This window comes from Methylobacterium sp. HJ2, assembly GCF_056431005.1.
This window is the reverse complement of the sequence record NZ_JBWJYM010000002.1, coordinates 821,255-840,926: the sequence shown is the minus strand read 5'-3', so window position 1 is coordinate 840,926 and position 19,672 is coordinate 821,255. Positions and strand designations below refer to the sequence as shown.

At 69.4% G+C, this 19,672-nt stretch carries 18 protein-coding genes; 7 read left to right on the top strand and 11 right to left on the bottom strand.

All coding sequences use genetic code 11. The annotated features are described in order from the left end of the window. Positions 1-81 precede the first annotated feature (81 nt). The 10 genes from ACS5RC_RS08580 to exbB form a co-directional block, all read right to left on the bottom strand. The gene (locus ACS5RC_RS08580) at positions 82-2,547 is read right to left on the bottom strand and encodes a TonB-dependent siderophore receptor (protein WP_478343396.1); all 2,466 of its coding nucleotides are present in this window, start codon (positions 2,545-2,547) and stop codon (positions 82-84) included. A gap of 243 nt (positions 2,548-2,790) precedes the next feature. Continuing rightward, positions 2,791-3,915 carry a PLP-dependent cysteine synthase family protein gene (locus tag ACS5RC_RS08575; protein WP_478343395.1) on the bottom strand — a complete coding sequence of 375 codons (1,125 nt, stop codon included), beginning with the start codon at positions 3,913-3,915 and terminating at the stop codon, positions 2,791-2,793. 24 nt (positions 3,916-3,939) lie between these two features. Next, on the bottom strand, positions 3,940-4,545 hold the full coding sequence (locus ACS5RC_RS08570; RefSeq protein ID WP_478343394.1) for a LysE family translocator: 606 nt from the start codon (positions 4,543-4,545) through the stop codon (positions 3,940-3,942). A 265-nt stretch (positions 4,546-4,810) separates the two neighbouring features. Beyond that, positions 4,811-5,932, bottom strand: coding sequence for a TlpA family protein disulfide reductase (locus ACS5RC_RS08565; RefSeq protein ID WP_478343393.1), 1,122 nt, complete (start codon positions 5,930-5,932; stop codon positions 4,811-4,813). Positions 5,933-6,057: 125 nt separating this feature from the next. Further along, the gene (locus ACS5RC_RS08560; protein WP_478343392.1) at positions 6,058-6,495 is read right to left on the bottom strand and encodes a hypothetical protein; all 438 of its coding nucleotides are present in this window, start codon (positions 6,493-6,495) and stop codon (positions 6,058-6,060) included. A 73-nt stretch (positions 6,496-6,568) separates the two neighbouring features. Continuing rightward, positions 6,569-7,849, bottom strand: coding sequence for a M16 family metallopeptidase (locus ACS5RC_RS08555; protein ID WP_478343446.1), 1,281 nt, complete (start codon positions 7,847-7,849; stop codon positions 6,569-6,571). 25 nt (positions 7,850-7,874) lie between these two features. Beyond that, complete coding sequence (locus ACS5RC_RS08550) at positions 7,875-9,206, bottom strand: M16 family metallopeptidase (protein ID WP_478343391.1); 1,332 nt, start codon at positions 9,204-9,206, stop codon at positions 7,875-7,877. Between the two features lie 92 nt (positions 9,207-9,298). Next, positions 9,299-10,159 (bottom strand): energy transducer TonB, encoded by an 861-nt coding sequence (locus ACS5RC_RS08545; protein ID WP_478343390.1) that lies wholly within the window; start codon positions 10,157-10,159, stop codon positions 9,299-9,301. Next, complete coding sequence (exbD, locus tag ACS5RC_RS08540) at positions 10,156-10,590, bottom strand: TonB system transport protein ExbD (protein WP_478343389.1); 435 nt, start codon at positions 10,588-10,590, stop codon at positions 10,156-10,158. The genes ACS5RC_RS08545 and exbD overlap by 4 nt, the downstream gene beginning before the upstream one ends. Before the next feature lie 16 nt (positions 10,591-10,606). Next, the gene (gene exbB, locus ACS5RC_RS08535) at positions 10,607-11,506 is read right to left on the bottom strand and encodes a tonB-system energizer ExbB (protein WP_478343388.1); all 900 of its coding nucleotides are present in this window, start codon (positions 11,504-11,506) and stop codon (positions 10,607-10,609) included. 504 nt (positions 11,507-12,010) lie between these two features. Between exbB and ACS5RC_RS08530 the strand changes: the two genes are divergently transcribed. The 6 genes from ACS5RC_RS08530 (at position 12,011) to ACS5RC_RS08505 (ending at position 17,910) form a co-directional block, all read left to right on the top strand. Continuing rightward, positions 12,011-12,907, top strand: coding sequence for a LysR family transcriptional regulator (locus ACS5RC_RS08530; RefSeq protein WP_478343387.1), 897 nt, complete (start codon positions 12,011-12,013; stop codon positions 12,905-12,907). Positions 12,908-13,106: 199 nt separating this feature from the next. After that, positions 13,107-13,832, top strand: a complete 726-nt coding sequence (locus ACS5RC_RS08525) for a PIG-L deacetylase family protein (protein WP_478343445.1) — start codon at positions 13,107-13,109, stop codon at positions 13,830-13,832. Further along, positions 13,829-14,518, top strand: a complete 690-nt coding sequence (locus ACS5RC_RS08520; RefSeq protein ID WP_478343386.1) for a 4-carboxy-4-hydroxy-2-oxoadipate aldolase/oxaloacetate decarboxylase — start codon at positions 13,829-13,831, stop codon at positions 14,516-14,518. The genes ACS5RC_RS08525 and ACS5RC_RS08520 overlap by 4 nt, the downstream gene beginning before the upstream one ends. Before the next feature lie 112 nt (positions 14,519-14,630). Next, positions 14,631-15,941 carry an MFS transporter gene (locus ACS5RC_RS08515; RefSeq protein ID WP_478343385.1) on the top strand — a complete coding sequence of 437 codons (1,311 nt, stop codon included), beginning with the start codon at positions 14,631-14,633 and terminating at the stop codon, positions 15,939-15,941. Between the two features lie 47 nt (positions 15,942-15,988). Further along, entirely contained in the window at positions 15,989-17,446 is a 1,458-nt protein-coding gene (locus tag ACS5RC_RS08510; protein ID WP_478343384.1) for an MmgE/PrpD family protein, read from the top strand. A gap of 113 nt (positions 17,447-17,559) precedes the next feature. Continuing rightward, the gene (locus ACS5RC_RS08505) at positions 17,560-17,910 is read left to right on the top strand and encodes an MmcQ/YjbR family DNA-binding protein (RefSeq protein ID WP_478343383.1); all 351 of its coding nucleotides are present in this window, start codon (positions 17,560-17,562) and stop codon (positions 17,908-17,910) included. A gap of 177 nt (positions 17,911-18,087) precedes the next feature. On the opposite strand, the gene ACS5RC_RS08500 is transcribed toward ACS5RC_RS08505, so the two are convergent. Next, positions 18,088-18,486 carry a low affinity iron permease family protein gene (locus ACS5RC_RS08500; protein ID WP_478343382.1) on the bottom strand — a complete coding sequence of 133 codons (399 nt, stop codon included), beginning with the start codon at positions 18,484-18,486 and terminating at the stop codon, positions 18,088-18,090. A 387-nt stretch (positions 18,487-18,873) separates the two neighbouring features. Here ACS5RC_RS08500 and ACS5RC_RS08495 point away from each other — a divergent pair, with 387 nt between their 5' ends. Next, positions 18,874-19,590, top strand: coding sequence for an alpha/beta fold hydrolase (locus tag ACS5RC_RS08495; protein WP_478343381.1), 717 nt, complete (start codon positions 18,874-18,876; stop codon positions 19,588-19,590). The last annotated feature ends 82 nt before the right edge of the window (positions 19,591-19,672 follow it).

Sequence of the window (19,672 nt, the reverse complement as noted above, 5' to 3'; positions counted from 1 at the left end):
CGCCGCGCCACGGGGACGACCGGCGTACTTGGCCCGCGTCGGCATCCGATGCGGTGGCGATCGCTTCGGCGAAGGCGCCCATCAGTCGAAGGTGTATCGAGCCGTGAGGAGGAAATTCCGCCCCTGCGCGATGCCGATATAGCCGCCCGAGAAGCTGGGATTGTAGTAATGCTTGTCAAAGATATTGTTTATTTTAAACTGAATTGACCATTTTTCGTAGTCGTATCCGATCATCGCATCCGCAACGACGTAACCCGGCACGTTGAAGATCAAATTATCGGCGCCTGTGAACAGGTTCGTGCCGCTGTTCGAGTTTCCGCGTGCGCCCCCACCGATCGTCACGCCCTGGAACAGGCCTGTCTGGAACGTGTAGGTGGCCCAGATGCTGGCGGTGTATTGCGGTATCGACGCGGAGGGCGAATTATTGTTCGGATCTCGATATTTGGCCACCGTGGAGGCGAAGGATGCAATCAGATTGAGACCGGGAACGATCTCGCCCTGGACGTCGAACTCGACCCCGGTGCTGTCCAGACCGTTCACGAGAATGAAGGTGGTGCAGGTCGGATCTTTGGGGTTGCAAATCGTTGAGTTTGTCGCACTCAGGTTGAAATATGAGCCCGTGAGCGTGAGCCGCTTGTCGAACAGATAGACGCGTCCGCCCGCTTCCCAGTTCTCGCGCGTCTCCGGGGGCGGCGCGGCGCCGGTGTTCAAGACACCCAGGACCGGGACGAAGCCGCTGGACCGGTTGCCGTAGATCGAGAAGTAGGAGGTGAGATCGAAGACTGCGCCGGCCGACCAGGATAGGCCTTCCGGGTGCCCAGGCTCGTTACGGATGCTGTGTCCCGGGAACCCTGCGCCGGTCACGGACCGGTTGGTGTCATAGCGAACCGTGCCGAGGATATGAAGACGGTCGTCGAGCGTGTCGAATTTTTCGAGATAGTAATAGCCTACGCCGCGGCCGAAGACTTCAGAATAATTTCCCGGCCGGGAGGGGTCCGTCTCGATCAGGGTTTGAATCGGAAGCCCAGTCAGCGGATTCGTCCGATACGCACTTCCGATGTTTGTCGCGTAATTGATTGATTTCTGGAAATAATCGAGGCCGAATTTCGATGTCTGCCTGGCAAATCCGGCGTCGTACGTCAATGTCAGATCGCTTTTATTGAGGATCTGCGTGGCGTGGAATTGCGTGAACGTCTGCGAGGCCCGGTACAGCCCCCCTGCCGCGACCGCGGCCTTGGCGGTTTGCGGCGACAGCCAGGTGAATAAATTCAGGCGGTCGGACGTATCCTGATACTGGAATTTGTTGTTGAGCGTCGTGTCGAAGCCGAAAATGTCGCCGAAATGATGTGATTGATCGGAATAGATGGTCAGGGACTTGTCGAGATAGCCGATGCGCGGATTGACGTTCGGCGTGCCGCGCGGGATCCGCAGGATGGGGCTCTCCAGGCCGACGGCATCGCTCGTGATGAAGCTGATTTGGTCGGGTGCACGCCTTTGATCGATGTAGCGGATGCCGGCCAGGACCGAGGTCTGGCCATTGTCCCATTTGACCACCGGCGAGATCAGGGCTTCGTGCGGGTCGCGATAGCCGGCATAGGTCTCGGTGGCGTTATTGCCGGAGAGGTTGAACCGGTAAGTCAGGTATTCCGTCTCGGGAACCGGGCCGCCCAGATCGAACGCGAGGGTCTTGTAGTTGAAGGAGCCGTAACGCACGGTCGCCGTACGGATCTCGGTGTTCGTCGGCTGCTTGGTGGACAGGTTGACCGCACCGCCGTTCGAGCTCGAGCCCGTCAGGATCGAGGTCGGCCCCTTCAGAATCTCGACGCGCTCGATGTCGTCGATCGGCAATTGACCGAAACCCGTTTTGAGTCCTGCGGCGGCAGCCGAGACGCCCTGTCCGTTGACGTAGACGTCCCCTGTCTGGAAGCCGCGGATGACGAACGAGGTCGTTCCGCCGCTGAACGCGTTGAGGCTGACGCCGGAAACGTTCTGCGCGGCCTCCGCCGCGCTCGTCAGCCCCTGGGAGCGGATGACGTTGGCGGTGACGGTGTTGACCGTGAGGGGCACGTCCTTCGCGGCCGCTCCGGCGATGCGCACGGTGTCGCCCGCATCACCGGCCTGGAAGCCGACATCGCCGAAGCGGGACAGGGCGCTCTCGTCGGTCACGTCGATCGCGGCGATATCTCCGGCAGGAGCCGCGCCGGCTGTCGGCGCGCCGGCGTCGCGGACGACTGTGACGCTGCCCCCCGCGCCCGGCGCCAGCCGCAATCCCGTCCCGGCCAGAGCGCGCCGGAGTGCCTCGCGGGCGCTGATGCGTCCCTGGATCGTACCGGCGACGCGCCCACTCACGATTTCGGGGGGGAAGGCGATCATCACCTTGCCCTGTCGCGAGATCGCGACGAGGGTCGACGCGAGATCTCCGGCCGGGAGGTTAAAATCCACCGGCGCATCAAGATCAGCCCTGGCCGGAGCCGCGCTCAACGTCAACACCGCGATGAGCGGAACACCGGCAACACCTGCCGAACGGTTCCAGACCCTGCTCATCATCGTCCCCGCGCGTTTCGATTTCTCTCCAGCTCTGTGCCGCGGGTCCTCGAAATCCCTACGCTCAGGCGCGGGATATTTTCGGCTTCGTCGCGCGGGCGGAATCGGGCGACGGTGGAGCGTCGGTCGGCCGCGCCGGTCTCGACGGTCTCCTCCGCCGCAACCCAGGCGGACGTCAGGTGGACGTCAGGCGGACGCCGCCGCCGATGTGCGATCGATCCGGCGGCGCTTCAGCCGCCGCGTTGCTCATGCGATAGGCCCCACGCCCGGCAGGTCGAGGTCGGGCGACACGCCGGACGCGAAGAACGCCTGGATCGCCGCGACATGCCGGTCGAGGACAAGGCCGCGCTCGGCGAGCCAGCCCGGGTCGAGATGCGTGCTCCGGTAGCGCTCGCCCGAATCGCAGAGGAGCGTCACGACGGAGCCCGTCCGCCCCGCCGAGGCCATGTCGGCGATGATCCGGGCTGCAGCCCAGAGATTGGTGCCCGTCGAGCCTCCGCAGGAGCGGCCGATCCGGTCGGAGAGCACGCGCGCAGCGGCCAGGCTGGCCGCATCCGATACCGGTTCGGCCCGGTCGATCAACTCTGGCAGGAACGAGGGCTCGCAGCGCCCGCGACCGATGCCCTCGATGATCGAGCAGCCTCCTTCGACGCTGCGGACGCGGCGGTCGACGAGATGCCGGTGAAAGACCGAGGTGTCCGGATCGGCGAGGCAGAGCCGTGTGCCGAGCCGACGATACCGGATGAATCGGCCGATCGTCGCCGACGTTCCGCCCGTGCCCGCTCCCACCACGACCCAGGACGGGGTCGGATGCGCCTCGCGGGCCATCTGGGCGAAGATCGATTCGGCGATGTTGTTGTTGCCGCGCCAATCGGTTGCGCGCTCGGCGAACGTGAACTGGTCCATGTAGTGCCCATCCAGCGCGGTCGCGAGGCCCTCGGCCTCCGCGTAGACGGCCGACGGCGTGTCCACGAAGTGGCACCTGCCGCCGTAGCGGGTGATCTGGGCGACCTTCTCGGAGGACGTCGCCCGGGGCATCACGGCCACGAAGGGCAGGCCGAGCATGCGCGCGAAATAGGCCTCGCTCACGGCCGTGGACCCGCTCGAGGCCTCGACGATCGTCGTGCCCGCGCCGATGCGTCCGCTGCAGAGACCGTACAGGAACAGCGAGCGGGCCAGACGATGCTTGAGGCTGCCGGTCGGGTGGGTCGATTCGTCCTTGAGGTACAGGCTGATTCCGGGCGAGGCCGGAAGCGGAACCTGGAGCAGGTGGGTGTCTGCGGACCGGTTGAAATCCGCCTCGATCGTTTCGATCGCCTGCCTGACCCAGTCGCCGTCGCGCGCCTCTCGGGGCATGTCGAGATCACTCATGTGGCCGCGCCCCCCTTCGTGCGCTCATGCGAGGCGTCCGGTCGCCTGCGCGACGCCGGCTCCGATCAGAAGGAGGCCGCTGCCGCGCCGAAGGAGCCGGCCGTTGCCGCGGCCCTCGGCGCCGCGGCGCAGGGTCAGGCCCGCCAGCGCCCATGTGGTCGCGCCCGCCAGAGACAGCGCACAGAAGGTCACCTGGAGGAGCGCGAGTTGCGGAACGACCGGCGCGGTACCGTCGATGAATTGCGGGACCAGGGCGCAGAAGAAGGCGATGCCCTTCGGGTTCAGGGCGGTGACGAGGAACACGCCGAGGAAGGGACGTCCCGTGCGCCGGGGCGCCACGGTTGCCGGGCGACGCGCGAAGGTCGCGATCCCCAGGGCGATCAGGTAGGCGGCGGCCGCGATCTTGAGGACGGTGAGGAGGCCGGAGGAGGCCGCCAGCAGCGCGCCGAGCCCGAAATTGCAGATGCTCATCGCGAGGGCGTCGCCGAGCACCGCGCCGGCGACGACCCGCGCGAGGCTGCCCCGGCCGCGCGCGGCGGCGTATCTCAGGACGATGAAGGCTGTCGGTCCCGGTAGGGCGAGGACGACGCAGGATGTCGCCACGAAGGCGAGCCAGGTGTGGAACGTCATGTCGGTTCAGCGGGCCTGACTGCGGTTGGTGCGGCGCGGTCGCGGAGCCGCGCGGGCAGGGCGAATGGACCCTCACTGCTGCTGTGGATCCGAGCCGAGCGATGCGAACGCCCTTCCGGGGCGGCCCGGACGGGTTCCCGGCGGATCGTCCGGCCCGGCGACCGCGCGGCGGAGGGTGCCTGGAGGAGCCGCCGGTGCCGGCCACCGACCGGCTTCTGCGCGCGGCGGTACGGGAAGCGCGGAACGGGCGGGCCGCCTCTAAGCCTCACGCGATGCGGCAGCTGTCTCCGTCGCAGATCACCGCCGGCGCGGCCCTGGCCACGGGCGCGGCCGGCGCGTCACACTGCGCCAGAAGACGTTCGAGCGCCGCCAGTGTGGGCGCGGGGGCGTTCGCCGCGACGGCGGCTGCGTGGGCGATCCGCGCCTGTGCCGCGGCATCCGCCGCACGGCCCGCCGGGAGCATCGCCTGCGCGAGCGCCTCCGAGAGCCGCATGCGCAATTGTCCGGCCTGATCGGGACCGAGCAGCTCTTCCGCTCGCTCGATCGCCTCGACGGCCACTGCCGCGACGGCCCTTCGGGACCGTCCGTCCTCGACCGCCGACGCCAGGCTGGCTTGCTCGGTGAGGGCCGTGCCGATCCTGAAGACGGTGTTGATCTCCTCCGGCCCCGCTCGCGCGATGAGGTGCCGGGCGTAGGCGAGCGCGGCGTCCCCCGGCTCGGACAAAAGCAGCTTGAGGCGGCCGAAGCCGTAGGTGCGTTCGAGATCGGGATGAGCCGCGAAGCCGTCGTCGAAGGCGCGGATGGCGGCTTGGCGATCCTCCGCCTTCAGGCAGGCCGCCACCGCCCGCTCCAGGGCCCTCCCCTCGCGGATCTTGGCCGCGACCAGGGCATCCCGGTGGGCCTTGCCCTTGGCCGGCAGGTCCCAGCTGCCGTCGACGATCGACGCCAGGGGCTCGTCCAGCTCCATCGGATGGCCGATCCAGGCGATGCGGCCCTCGCGATCGACCACGAAGGTGGTCGGCACCCCCTGCTGGTACGCGGCTTCGCACCAAGCGGCATACGTCCGGCCGCGTCCGCCCCCCGATTCCACCGGGAGATCCGCGGCGATCCGGTAGCCGATCGCGTCGCCCTGCTCGGCCAGGAAGGCGTCCAGCTCGGCGAGGTCCTTCCAGCTCACGGCGATGCCGAGGATCGGAACCCCCGGGAACCGAGCCTGCAGGGCGGTGAGATGCGGGATGCTGGCCTTGCAGGGACCGCACCAAGTCGCCCAGAACTCGATGACATGGACGGTGCCGGGCGTGATCGCCGCGATGGGCTCGCCCTTGAGGAACCGGTCGACCTGGATCTCAGGCGCCGGGTCGCCGATCAGCAATTCGGTCTGGGACATGGATGGACGAGGCCTTTCGGACCTGCCGATGAGCACGGGCCCGCGGGCACGGCATCGGGATCGATGGGTGAGGAATCCCCTGGGAGCCCGCAGCGTCGCCACGGGGCGTGGGGCCCGTGGCCGCCCTACTTGCGCGGACCGATCGGTGCGGGCGGGGCCGGCGCAGCGGCCGGGGTCACCAGCGCCGGATCGAGGGGGCCGGTCAGCGGCCGCAGGACCTGGTTGATCGGTGCCATCGCGGCATCGACGGTACGCAGCCGCTCGGCGATCGGGGTCACGACACCGCCGATCGGGGCGAAGATGTACGCCACCAGATCCGGTCCGATCGCCTTGTCCGAACGCGGCGGCCTCTGCCTGCCCGCAGCGGGCACCGGGTCGATCTGGCCCGGCGCCAGCAGCGCGTCCCGGCCCGCGGCTGTCGGCACGACGCCGGCTCCCGCCAGGGGGGCCTGACCCGGGATGAAGCCCGGTTCCGTGGCGCCCGGCCGCCCGAGCTGCTGTGCGTGGGCGCCGTCCGCCGCAATCAGGGCGGCGACCAGGCTCGCGAGGATGATCGGTCTCATGTGTGCTTCCCGCTCCGTCGTGGCATCCCGGCCACGTCCCGTTCCCGCAAGTCCCGTTCGGGACCTGGGCCGTTCAGAATCCCTCCGGATCGCCCGCGACCGCGACGAGCAGCGCGCCGTCGCCGACGAGGCGTTGGATCGTCCGCGCCGCGTCGTCCTGCGTCACCGCCGCGATCCGCCGATTGCGTTCGCTGAGCCAGCTCGAGGCACGCCCGTCGAGCTGCAGGCTGAGGAGGAGTTCCGCGATCGCTCCGGACGTGTCGAAGCGCAGGCCGTGCGAGCCGATCAGGAAGCCCTTGGCGGTCTCGAGCTCCTCGCGACCGATGCCCACTCGCAGGAGGCCCAGCACCGTGTCCTGAAGGACTGCGAGGGCCGTCGCGGCGCGGTCGTTGCGCGTCGAGGTCGCGCCGACCAGGGTGCAGGCTCCGTCGGCGGTCTGGAGGCCGGACCAGACCGCGTAGCACAGGCCCCGCCGCTCCCGGACCTCGCGGAACAGGCGCGACTGGAAGTTCCCCCCGCCGCCCAGGCAATGGTTCACCACCATCGCGGCGACGAAATCGGGGTCGTGACGCGGGATGCCCGGGCGTCCGAACCGAATCGTGGATTGCGGCAGGTCGAGCCGCGACACGAGGCGCTCGCCCAGCCCTCCGAGAGCCGTGTCGGGCACCGCGCCGGCCGCCCCTTCGGGCAGATCGGCGAAGGCGGCGTCGAGGGCGGCGCACAGGGCCTCCGCCCCGATCGACCCGACAACGCCGATACGGAGGTTGCCGCGCGTCAGCAGCCGGGCCTGGAGGTCGACGATATCGCCACGCCCGATCCGCGCCAGCGAGTCGAGGTCGCCCATCACAGGGCGGCCGTAGGGATGGGAGGCGAAGCCGCGGGCGTTGAGGCTGAGGGCGGCCACCACATCCGGCCGGCCGAGACTGGCGCGCACCTCGGCGGTCAGGACGTCGCGGATCCGCGCGACGTCCGCTGCCGCCAGATGCGGCTCCCGGACGGCCGAGCCGAGCAATGCGAAAGCCTGGCCGGCGTTGTGAGCCAGCGTCTTGAGTTCGCCGACCAAGCAGTCGCCCCGGATGGCGAAGGAGAGGCGGATCGCCGCGTCGCCGAGGGCACGGCGGAATGCGCCTCCCTCCAGCGGGCCCGCCCCCTCGCTCAGCAGGTCGGCGAGGAGCCGCGCCGTGCCGGCCCGGCCCTCGGGGTCGAGGGCCGCCCCTCCGCGGAAACCGAAATGGACCGAGAGGATCGGCAGCGTATGTTCCTCGATGAGCCAGGCCGTGATCCCGCCCGGGCTGCAGAGATGCTGCACGCGGGCGTCGTGCCCGGGTGCGGCCGCGTGGCCGGTGAAGCGCATCGTCACGACAGGATCTCCCGGTGCGTCATGCCAGGGTGCCGACGAGGTGCCCGGACACGCAGGCCCGGCGATCGAGATGGGCCAGCGCCGCCACCAGCGCGTCGGGCGTGATGGCCTCGATGCGATCCTGCCACGTGGCGAGATGGTCGAGGGTCAGGCCGCAGCACAGGGCGCCGCCGTACCAGTTGGCGAGGACGACCTGGCTGTCGCGGGCATAGAGCGCATCCGCGACGAACTGTGTCTTGGCGCGGGCGACGGCATCGGCCGGAAAGCCGGTCTCGCGGAGCGCCATGAGTTCCGCCTCGACCGCGTCGTCGAGCGTCGCGAGCGAGACGCCGGGCGCGGGCGTCGCGTGGATGTTGAAGCGGGAGCGCTCGGCGAAATAGGCACTCCAATACGAGGCATCGACCGCCGTGGCGCATCCCCGCTCGATCACGAGGCGGGTGTGCAGCACCGAGGTCCGGTCGCCGCCGAGCAGGAAGGCCAGCAGGCCCAGGGCCTCCGCTTCGCCCGCGGCCGCCATGCGCGGCGACGGCACCCCGTACAGCCGGCGGGATTGGGGCTGGCGGACGGTCTCGTCGGCCACCGTGACGTGGCGATGCGCGCGGATGGGCGGATCCTGCACCCGGCTCCGGTCCGGCACCGTCCCGGACGCGGGCACCGCGCCGTAGATCGCTTCCGCATGCCGCAGGACGTCGGCGGGCTCGGCATCTCCGGCTACCACCAGGATCGCGTTGTCCGGCGTGTAGAAGCGCCGGTAATAGGCGAGGGCGTCCGCCCGGGTCAGCCCTTCGATCTCGTGCCGCCAGCCGATGATGGGCCGGCCGGCGGGGTGGGCCAGGATCGCCGCGGCCGCCATCGCCTCGCCGAGCCGCTCGGCCGGGCGGGTCTCGACGATCATCCCGCGCTCCTCAAGGATGACGTCCCGCTCCGTCGCCACGACGGCCTCGTCGAGGAGGAGGTTGCGCATCCGGTCGGCCTCGTAGGCCATGCAGGCGGCGAGATGCTCCCTCGGGACGCGCTGGTGATAGGCGGTGAAATCCCAGCCGGTGAAGGCGTTCTCCTCCCCACCCACGGAGGCCAGCCAGGCGCTGAACGCCCCCGCCGGGCGGGTCTTCGTCCCCTTGAACATCAGGTGCTCGAGGAAATGGGCGATCCCGGACTTGCCCGGCGGATCGTCGGTCGAGCCGTTGCGGTACCAGACCATGTGCGTGACGACAGGGCTGCGCCGGTCCGGGATCACCACGACCTGCATCCCGTTGCCCAGCGCGAAGGCCGCGACCGGCACGGACGGATGCGCCGCGGAGCCGGCCTTCGACGCTCGGGGTGGGACCAGGGTCTTCGGGAGGGGAGGCATCGTCGATCAGATCTTCTCGGGTTTCGGTCAGGGCCTCGGCGTCCGACGCGGTCCCTTCGGGTGATGCGGCCTTCGACGGGCGGGCGGACGGTTCAGCGCCTGTTGAAGTTGAGGGGGACGGACACGGTCGTCGGCTTGCCGCCGGGCGGCGGTGGGAACGGCGCGGCGCGGTACATCACCGCCACGGCCTCCGCATCGAGGGCCGGGCTCCCGCTCGACGAGACCAGGCGGGCCGACAGGACGCTCCCGTTCGCGCCGAAGGAGACGGTGACGAGGGCGACGCCGTAGGATTGTCCCCGCGCCTCCGGCGGGAACCGCTTGGCCCGCACGATCCGCGAACGCATCTCGTTATGCCAGCTCGCCATGGATTGCTGGCTGATGGCCGAGCCGGCGGCGGCGGCGGCCGTCACGTCGGCGGTCCGCCGATCCGAGCGGGGGCCGCCGCCCGCACGGGTCGCCATGGTCGGCCGCTCCTTCGGCTTGGTCGGCCTCTTTGGCTTCTCGACCGGCTTCTTCTCGACCTTCTTCTCCACCGGCTTCACCTCCGGCTTCGGCGGCTTGGACGGCAGAACGGCCTGAGGCTTGACGGTCGGCGGCGGCGGAACGTCCACGATGGGCTCCGGCGCGGGCGGCGGCGGAGCCTCCTCCACGGGAGCCGCCTCCTCCATCGGAGCCGCCTCCGGCTCGGCGAGGGCGTTGTCGACCTCCGACTTGGCGACCACGGCCTCGGGCGCGAGGTTGATCATCACGGCGGCCGGCTCGGCCGCCGACGGGGCGGTCGGCACCTCCCGCCGCGTCAGAAGGAGGTACAGACCGATATGGGCCCCGAGGGTGGAGGTCCCGACGAGCACCCAGAGCAGCGCGTTGACGATCGCGGACGAATGGCCCGCCTCATGGGTCTGGCGCGGTAGTACCGCCGCCGTCGCGAAGGCGTCTGGCGGCGGCCGGATCATAGCGGCCCCCTGTCACCGGTGTCTTCCAGGCCGACGAGGCCGACTTTGAGATAGCCGGCGGCGCGGAGCAGATTCATCACCTGCATCAGCTCCCCGTAAGGAACGCCCTTGTCGGCACGCAGGAAGATGCGCTCGTCCTTGTTGCCCTTGGTCGCCGCATCCAGCGCGGAGCCCAGCCCCGGCCGCGTGACCGTGTCCTCACCCAGGGTGACCGTGAGGTCGGCCTTCACGCTGACGAAGACCGGTTTGTCGGGGCGCGGCTGCTGCGGCGCGGAGGAGGTGGGCAGCTCGACGGCCACGTCGACGGTCGAGAGCGGCGCGGCCACCATGAAGATGATCAGCAGCACCAAGATCACGTCGATGAAGGGCGTGATGTTGATGTCGGCGTTCTCCGGGAGGTCGCCCCCCTCGGATCCGATGCGGATGGCCATGCTCGGTGCTCCCCGCTCACTCGGCCGCGACGCGCAGGTCCGCCGGCCGCGCGTCGGATACCGGAAGCGCGTTCCGGTCGATGTCGCGCGAGAGGTGGCGCATGATCAGCGCGACGGCGTCGGCCGCCATCGCCCGATAGCCGACGATGGAGCGGGTCAGCACGTTGTAGATGACGACGGCGGGGATCGCCGCGACGAGGCCGATACCGGTGGCCAGCAGCGCTTCCGCGATGCCCGGGGCGACGACGGCGAGGTTCGTCGTGTTGGAGTTCGCGATGCCGATGAAGCTTCGCATGATGCCCCAGACCGTACCGAACAGGCCGACGAAGGGACCGATCGAGCCGACCGTGGCCAGAATGCCCGTCCCGACCGACATCCGCCGTCCGATCCCGGCTTCGAGGCGCTCCAGCGCGATGAGGACGCGCTCCTTCGTGCCTTCGCCCGCCAATCCGCGCGACAGCTCGATTTCCGCTGCGGCCTCGCTCAGCATCTCGGCCGCGGCGCCGCGGCGGATGCGGCTCACGGCGTCGGCGAGGCCCTGCGCCTGGCGCAACTCTCGGATTGCCGTCCGCAGCCGCCGCTTGGCCAGCAGCATGCCCGTCCCCCGCATGAGCAAAATCGCCCAGACGACCACCGAGGCCGCCATCAGCAAGGCCATCACGCCCTTCACGACCGGGTCGGCCGCCAGGAACATGCCCATCGGCGTCATATCGTGGGCTGCCTTGATCGGTGCCGGGAGCCGCGCATCGGTGGCCGCGAGCGCGCCCTGATTGTCCGCGACCGCTTGGGCAGGCTCGGCCTTCGGACCCGTCTCGGGCGGGGGGGCCGTCAATGCCGTGGTCTGCGCATCCGGCGCCACAGAGACGGCGGCCGGACCGGACGGGGCTGCAATCTGCGCGTCCTGCGCGGCCGCCATCAGGGTGAGCGGGAGCATGGGACCCCAGGCGAGACCGGCAGACACCGCCAGGCGAGCCAGGATTCGGGCCCGCGCGGCTCCCTGTGCCGGAGCACGCCCGTTCAGGCGTCTTGATACCGTCATCGCGCTGCAGCCTCTTCCGCTGTGGCCTGGGAGGGTGTTCACAGCGTCTGTGCGACAAGGCGCTCAAACCGACAGGCCTGGTGCGAAGTTTTTTCCTGGCCCGCCTCGTCGGCGGATGAGGCGGGCTCGCCTGTCGCGTCGCGGCGTGCGTCGACCGCCTGTCGACGCCTCAGGTTCGCGCGGCCGTGCGCGTGTGCGGCGGGGCGATCAACGCCCGCAGATCGTCGGTACGAGAGCCTCCAGGGCCTCCCGACACAGGCCCGCCCGTTTCGGCCCACGCTCCGACCCTCGCCGCGCGCCGATTGAATTGTCGGACCTGCGGAGCCACCCTCAGGCCCGCGGGCGCTGCCCGGAAAACGCGGCCGATGGCCAGGAGCGACTGTGGAGCGGATCGACTTCCTGGGGCTTCAGGCGTTCCTCAGTATCGCCAATTGGGGAAGCTTCAACCGGGCCGCGGCGAGCCTCAACCTGTCCCAAGCCGCCCTGAGCCACCGCCTGAAGAAGCTGGAGGGCGAGCTCGGCGTCAGGCTGGTCGCCCGGACGACGCGGCAGGTGACCCTGACGCCGGCCGGAGTCGAGCTCCTGCCGAGCGCGCAACGGATCGTGGCGGAACTGTCCCAGCTGTTCGGGACGCTGCGCCAGCAGGGACGTGAGAGCCAGGACGTCGTTCGGTTCGGCTGCCTGCCGACGATCGCGACCCACCATCTGCCGGTCATTCTGCGGAGGTTCGGTGCGGCGCATCCAGGCGTCCGACTCCGCATCATCGACCACTCGGCCACCGCCATCGTCGAGCGCGTCAGGGCCGGCGACGCGGAGTTCGGCATCACCATCATGTCCGCTCAGCACTTCGATCTCGACATCGCCCCGATCCACCAGGAATCGTTCGTGCTGGTGTGCCCGGCCGGCCATCCGCTGGCCGGCGCGAAGGCGGTGACGTGGTCCGAGTTGCAGGATGAGGTGATGATCAAGATCGGGGAGCAGACCGGCAACAACCTGCTCATCGCCGCTGGCCTGGGCGGTCGCTACGCGGAGATGCGGTGGGTCTACGAGGTGCACCGCGTGGCCACGGCCATCGGCATGGTGTCGGGCGGTCTCGGCGTAACCGTCGTCCCACGCCTCGCCTTTCAGTCGGCGGAGGAGGCCGGGATCGTCGCGGTCCCGCTGCGCGGACCCAGTATCGCGCGCACGATCGGCATCGTCACACGGCGCGGCCACACGCTCTCCCTCCTTGCCGAAAGCCTCTCGCGGGCGTTCTGCGACTATTTCGGCACCCTCTGAGCGTCCGCGGGTGGCGGACGACCCGGTCCGGCCGGGCGCTGCCGAGCAGGGCCGCCGTCACCGGCGCGATTGTTCGATATTTCTCGTGAAAGACGGCAATCTATTCATTTGTTCGACGACGGGAGCGATTGTAGCGATGCATGCAGACTAGGGCGCGCGCCTGCGGCCAGCGCCGGGATGCTGCGAGGTGACGACGAAGATGAGCGCGCATGTGAAGGCCGGCCTTGTCGTCACGGCCCACCCGGGCGACTTCGTCTGGCGAGCCGGCGGAGCCATCGCCCTGCATGCCCGCAAGGGCTACCGCATGACGATCGTGTGCCTGTCCTACGGCGAGCGCGGCGAGAGCCAATGGGCCTGGAAGAAGGCCGGCGTGCGCATCGAGGACGTCAAGGCCCAGCGCCGCGCCGAGGCCGAAGAGGCGGCCGGCATCCTCGGCGCCGAGATCGAGTTCCTGGACGTCGGCGACTATCCCCTGCGGGTCGGCGAGGCGGTCCTCGACCGGCTGGTCGACGTCTATCGCGAGACGCAGCCGTCCTTCGTGCTGACGCACGCGCTGGAGGATCCCTACAACTTCGATCATCCGGTCGCCGCCCACGTCGCGCAGGAGGCCCGGGTCATCGCTCAGGCCGCGGGGCACAAGCCGGACCCGGACCGCAGCTACAGCGCCCCACCGGTCTTCCTCTTCGAGCCGCACCAGCCCGAGCAGTGCAACTTCAAGCCTCAGGTCATCCTGAACATCGATTCGGTCTGGGAGACCAAGTACCGCGCCTTCCAGGTACTCGCCGCCCAGAGGCACCTCTGGGACTACTACGGTCGCGTTGCCCTGAACCGCGGCGTCCAGGGAGCCCGCAACGCCGGGACGGCGATGACCTACGGCGAAGCCTACCAGCGGCTGTTCCCGATGACCCTGGAGGAACTGGCATGAGGACCGTCGTCGTCCGCAACGTTCCCCGGATCGCGCCGGAGGTGGCCGGGACCCTGGCCGGGCACGGCGTCTCCACCGTCCACGAGGCGCAAGGCCGCGTCGGTCTGCTCAAACCCTACATGCGCCCGATCTGGCCCGGCGCGAGCGTCGCCGGCAGCGCCGTGACCGTCCTGGCGCAGCCGGGCGACAACTGGATGCTGCACGTCGCCATCGAGCAGTGCCGTCCCGGAGACGTGCTGGTCGTGGCCTGCACCACCGACAACACCGACGGCATGTTCGGCGATCTGCTCGCAACCTCCCTCAAGGCGCGCGGCGGCGTCGGCCTCGTCATCGATGCGGGCTGCCGCGACGTGCGCACCCTCAAGGCGATGGGCTTTCCGGTCTGGTCGCGCGCGATCTCGGCCAAGGGCACGGTGAAGGCGACGCTCGGCAGCGTGAACGTCCCGGTGGTGTGCGCCGGCGCCCTGATCCATCCCGGTGACGCGGTCGTGGCCGACGACGACGGCGTCGTGGTCGTGCCGCACCGGGATGCCGCGGACGTGGCTGCCAAGGCGGATGCCCGCGCTGCCAACGAGATCGCCAAGCGCGACCGGCTCGCATCCGGTGAGCTCGGACTCGACCTCTACCGGATGCGCGAGACCCTGGCGGCGGCCGGCCTCGAATACTTGGACGACCTGCCGGACTGAATCCCCCTCGAATCCCGGCCGGCACGCCACCCGAGAAGAGGCGGTCGGCCGTGACGCTTCGCCCGGCGACCACGCGCGGGCGCGATCCCGCACGGCTGGAGGAAACGCCCCGATGATGAAGCTCGGCTGGTACTCGAAACTCGATCAGACGGAGCGGCGGACCTACTGGGCCTGCTTTGCCGGCTTCGGCCTCGACGCCATGGACACCACGATCTACGCCCTGGTGATCCCGGCACTCATCGCAACGCTCGGCCTGACCCAGGCAGAGGCCGGGTACCTCGCCACGGCTTCCCTGGCCGGGGCGGCGGTCGGCGGCTGGGCGGCCGGCATCCTGGCGGACCGACTGGGCCGGGTACGGATCCTCCAGATCACGATCCTCATGGTCGCGGGTTTCACCTGCATGGCCGCGTTCATGAGCGACTTCTGGTCGCTCGCGACCGTCCGCTTCCTCCAAGGCGTCGGCTATGGCGGTGAGGCGGCCGTCGGCGGGGTGCTGATCAGCGAGGTCATCCGGCCGGCGCTCCGCGGCCGCGTCGCGGCCTCCGTCCAGAGCAGCTACGCGGTGGGCTACGCGATCTCGGTCATCCTGCTTCCGATCATCGCCTCGCTGTTCTCGGAGGAGATGGGCTGGCGGGTGTTCTTCGCCATCGGCATCGTCCCGGCCGGGCTGGTGTTCTTCATCCGGCGGCTCGTGCCGGAATCCGGCATCTACACCGCGGCGCGGGCGAACGAGCGCGATGGATCCGTCCCGCCGCCGTTCTGGACCATCTTTTCCGGTCCCTATCTGCGCCGCACGATTGCAGCCGCGATCATGTCGACCGGCATCTTCGGCGGCGCCTACGTGATGATCACCTGGCTGCCGAGCTACCTGCGGATCGCCCTCGGCCTGTCGATCAAGACCAGCACCGGCTATCTCGCGATGAACATCCTGGGCTCACTCGTCGGGCCCCTGCTCTTCGGCTGGCTCTCGGATCGGATCGGGCGCCGCCCGGCCTTCATGACCTTCCTCGTCCTGCAAGCCGGCAACGTCGCGATCCTCCTGCTCGCGCCGGTCGGCCTCGCGACCACCATCGTGCTGAGCTTCTTCCTCGGCGCGTTCCAGGGGGCCCTCGCCTCGGGCATGCTGCCGACCTTCGCGGAGCTTTTCCCGACCGCGATCCGTGCCAGCGGTCAGGGCTTCTGCCTCGGCGGCGGCAGAGGCTTCGGCTCGGTCGTTCCCGCCACGGTGGGCATCCTCACCGCGACGGTGCCGCTGGGGACGGCCATGGGCAGCTGCGCCCTGTGCGCCTATGGCACCGCCTTCTGTGCCGCGCTGTTTCTGCCCGAAACGGCGGGCGCCGAGCTGCACGGCCAAGGGATCGACCGGAGCGAAAAGGCGGGTCAGGCTGCCGGATCGCCGAGGGCCGCATCGGCACAGAGCTGAGCGCAGCGGAAGACGAGCCCTGTAGGCCGTCTCACGGAGGAGCGAAGATGATACGGGACGCTTCGGGTCGTGCACCCCATCGCCGCCGATTCCTGCAGGGGGCGGGCGGAGCCTTGGCCGCCTCGGCTCTCCCGCGCCGCGCCGTTTCCGCCGAGGGCGACGTCACGGGACGGCTCGCCCGCTACATGGTCGAGGCCCGCGACAGGCCCCTGCCTCCCGAGGTCGTCCTGGCCTGCAAGCATCGCATCCTCGACACCCTCGGCGCCATGATCTCCGGCGCCCGGATGCGGCCGGGCGAGATGGCGACGGCGTATGTCCGAAGCCTCGGCGGCGTCGATCAAGCCTCGGTCGTCGCCTCGGATCTCCGGACCAGCGCGGTCAACGCGGCGCTGGCCAACGCCATGTGCGCCCACGCGGACGAGACCGACGACTTCGAGCCCGTCACGAAGGCCCATCCGGGCTCCGCGACCGTCCCCGCCGCCCTCGCCATGGCCGAGAAGGAGGGCCGCTCCGGCACCGAAACAATCCGCGCGGTGGCCCTCGGCTACGATCTCTGCTGCCGGCTCCTGATGGCCCTGGGGCCCGACCGCGTGCGTGGCTCGCATCGGAGTGCGGAGGGAACGAGCTCGACCTTCGGGGCACTCGGGGCGGCCGCCGCTCTGGCTCGCCTCGACGAGCGCGGCACCCGTTTCGCGCTCTCCTACGCGGCGCAGCAGGTCTCCGGCCTGTGGAGCTGGGTGAAGGACGAGGACCATATCGAGAAGGCCTTCGACTTCGCCGGGATGGGCGCCCGCAACGGCGTCACGGCCGTCGGCATGGTCCAGGCGGGCCTCACAGGTGTCGCCGACGTCCTCGATGGGACGCACAACCTGTTCATCGCCCTCTCGACCGCTCCGCGTCCCGAGGCGATGCTCGAGGGCCTGGGGACCCGGTTCTACGTCACCGAGACGGCGATCAAAACCTTCTCGGTCGGCTATCCGATCCAGTCTCCTCTCGACGCCGTCCTCACGCTGCGCGCGCGCAACGGCCTCAAGGCCGCGGACGTCCAACGGGTGGTCGTCCACTTACCCACCGACGCCGTCGGAATCGTCGGGCACAGCGCCATGCCGGACGTGAACTGCCAGCATCTCGTGGCGCTGGCCCTGGTCAAGGGAGCGGTCTCGTTCTCAGACAGCCACGATCCCGGCCTGATGCAGGAGCCCATGATCCACGCGTTGCGGCAGAGGATCGAGGTGGTGGGCGATCCGGCCCTGATGACGCCCGAGGCACCTCGGAGTGCGAGAGTCGAAGTGACGCTCGACGATGGGCGCCGGTTCGAACACTTCACCAAGTTCCCGCCCGGAACCAAAGAAAACCCCCTCAGCACCGAACGCGTCAACGCCAAGGTGCGCGATCTCATCGCGGCGGTCCTCGGTGCGGCCCGAGCGGAGGCTCTGATCGCTCGCGTCAATGCACTTGAAGACCTTGACGATATCCGTGTGCTGCGGCCGCTGCTCCAGACCTGATAATGGCAGCACTCGAATGGATATGGGCACGCAGAGTGCCACTTAACCAGCCAATTCAGCCGTGAAACATCAGCCGATTCGATCCGTCGGCCACCTGGAGAAGAACGATCGCGATGGGTGTCGACATCGAACGCGTGAAGGCGCTCATTGCGACGCTGGAGGCGGTGACGTCCGGGCCCCACGTCCACAGAACGGCCTTCAGGACGCCGCGCAAGACCTTCGCGACGCTGGACGAGGCTGGCCACGACCTCAATCTGATGTTCGACCCGGACCTGCGCGATTTCTTCTGCGAGCAGGCCCCTCAGGCATTCAGGCCCGTGGAAGGCGGCTGGGGACGGATGGGTGCGACGCGGTGCGACCTGTCGATCGTCGACGAAGCGACCCTGTTGTCGGCGCTGACCGCAGCCCACCGTCTCGCCGCGCCGAAACCTCGAGCGCGGCGCGGCCGGGGCGACGCGCCATAACACCGAAACATGACACCGAAACAGACTGGGCACGACGCGGTGCTGCGCCCGTGGCCCCGTGGGTCGTCGAAAAGCCGATGGAGGCTATCCTGGAGACGGCAGGGGGAGCCGATCTGTCGGCCGGATGTGGGCGCATCCGGGCGGCGGTTGCAGCGCGTCTGTGGCCGCACCCGGATCCTACGGAGCGGTTTGATCCTGTGCGGCGCTGGGTCGATCTTCTCCGGTGATGCCGATTGGTGGTGAGGCCGGTGCTTTGTCCTTTCGGACCAATTCCAGTTCCTCCGCGCTCAGCTCCTCGATCCCGACGAGACGATCGTCGGCCGCCTCGGCGGCGCGGATGAGTTCGTCCAGCTTGAGCTGGATGGCGGCTGTGTCCCTGGCGCCCGCCACCAGGATGATGCCCGCGAGGAGCATGGCAGCGATGGACAGGAACAGGTTAAAGACCAGCGCCCAATGATCATTGAAGCTGAGGAGAGCGCCAGCCCCAACTCCGGCCGCCACCGTGAAGCAGGTAGCCAGGAAGCCGACAGGCTTGGAGAGCCAGACGGCCAGCCCGACGATCGGACGATCAAACATCAGCCTGCAGATCCCACGCCGAACCACCGAACTTGGATGGCACGGATTTCATAAACTTAGGCGCATACCTCCTGCGCGGATGTCCATAGCTCGTTGTTTGCTCGGTGCCATCAGGGCGGGGCGGCCAGGAGGATGTGATCGGGGTCAGGCGGTTGAAGTCCATGGAGAGGGAGAAGCTGCGCCCGCGCCGGGCGATCTCGGATCCAACCGTCGCGACGCTCGTCCTTCGGACGCGGGCCACCCGACGGGCCAGGCCAGGTCTTGGGTCCCACTGTATCGCTCGAAGGGCGCCCTCGCCGATGTCATCGGCCCGCGCGCAGACGGGGTCCGGGAGCGGCCTGGACGCGGCGATGCCCGACCCCATGAACCGACGGCGGGGCTGACGGCATGCATATCCTCCTGCTTCCGGGCTTCATGGCGGATGCATCGCTGTGGGACGCCGTCGTCGCGGACCTCCAGGACGTCGGAGAGGTCTCGCACGGCGATCTCAGCCGCGCGGCGACGGTTGGGGAGATGGCGCGACAGGTCCTCGCCTTGGCGCCGGAGCGGTTCGCCGTGATCGGGTTCTCGATGGGCGGTTACGTCGCCCGGGAGATCGCGCGCCTCGCGCCGGAACGGGTGCAGGCCCTCGTGCTCATCGCGACATCGGCTAGGCCCGACACGCCCGCCCAGTCCCGACAGAAGGCGTTCGCCGTGCGGACCATCCATCCCGACCGCTTCCTGGGGCTGAGCCGGGGTGCGGTGCTGAACGCGCTCCATCCGGATCGCGCGGACGACGCAGCCATGATCGAGCAGGTCCGGGCGATGAGCCAGCGGGTCGGCGGCGCGGTGTTCGTGCGGCATGCCTCGCAGGCGCGGACAGGCGACCTCGACCGCTTGTCCCTGATCCGCTGCCCGACCCTCGTGGTCGCGGCGGACCGGGATGCGCTGCGCAGCCTCGACGAGAGCCGCGAGATGAGGGACGGGATCACGGGCGCGACGCTGGCGATCATCGAGGGGTCTGGGCACATGATACCCATCGAAAGGCCGGCGGCGTTGGCGGCAGCCATCGTGCCTTGGCTGCGCGAACAGGCGGTGTCGAGCGTGACGTCCGGATCCCGCTGAACGCCGGAGGGGGTTCCGCCATCGTCCAAGGGGCTGGAAGACGGGCACAGCGGCGGCGGCGCGGGCGTCCTTGTACGCAGGC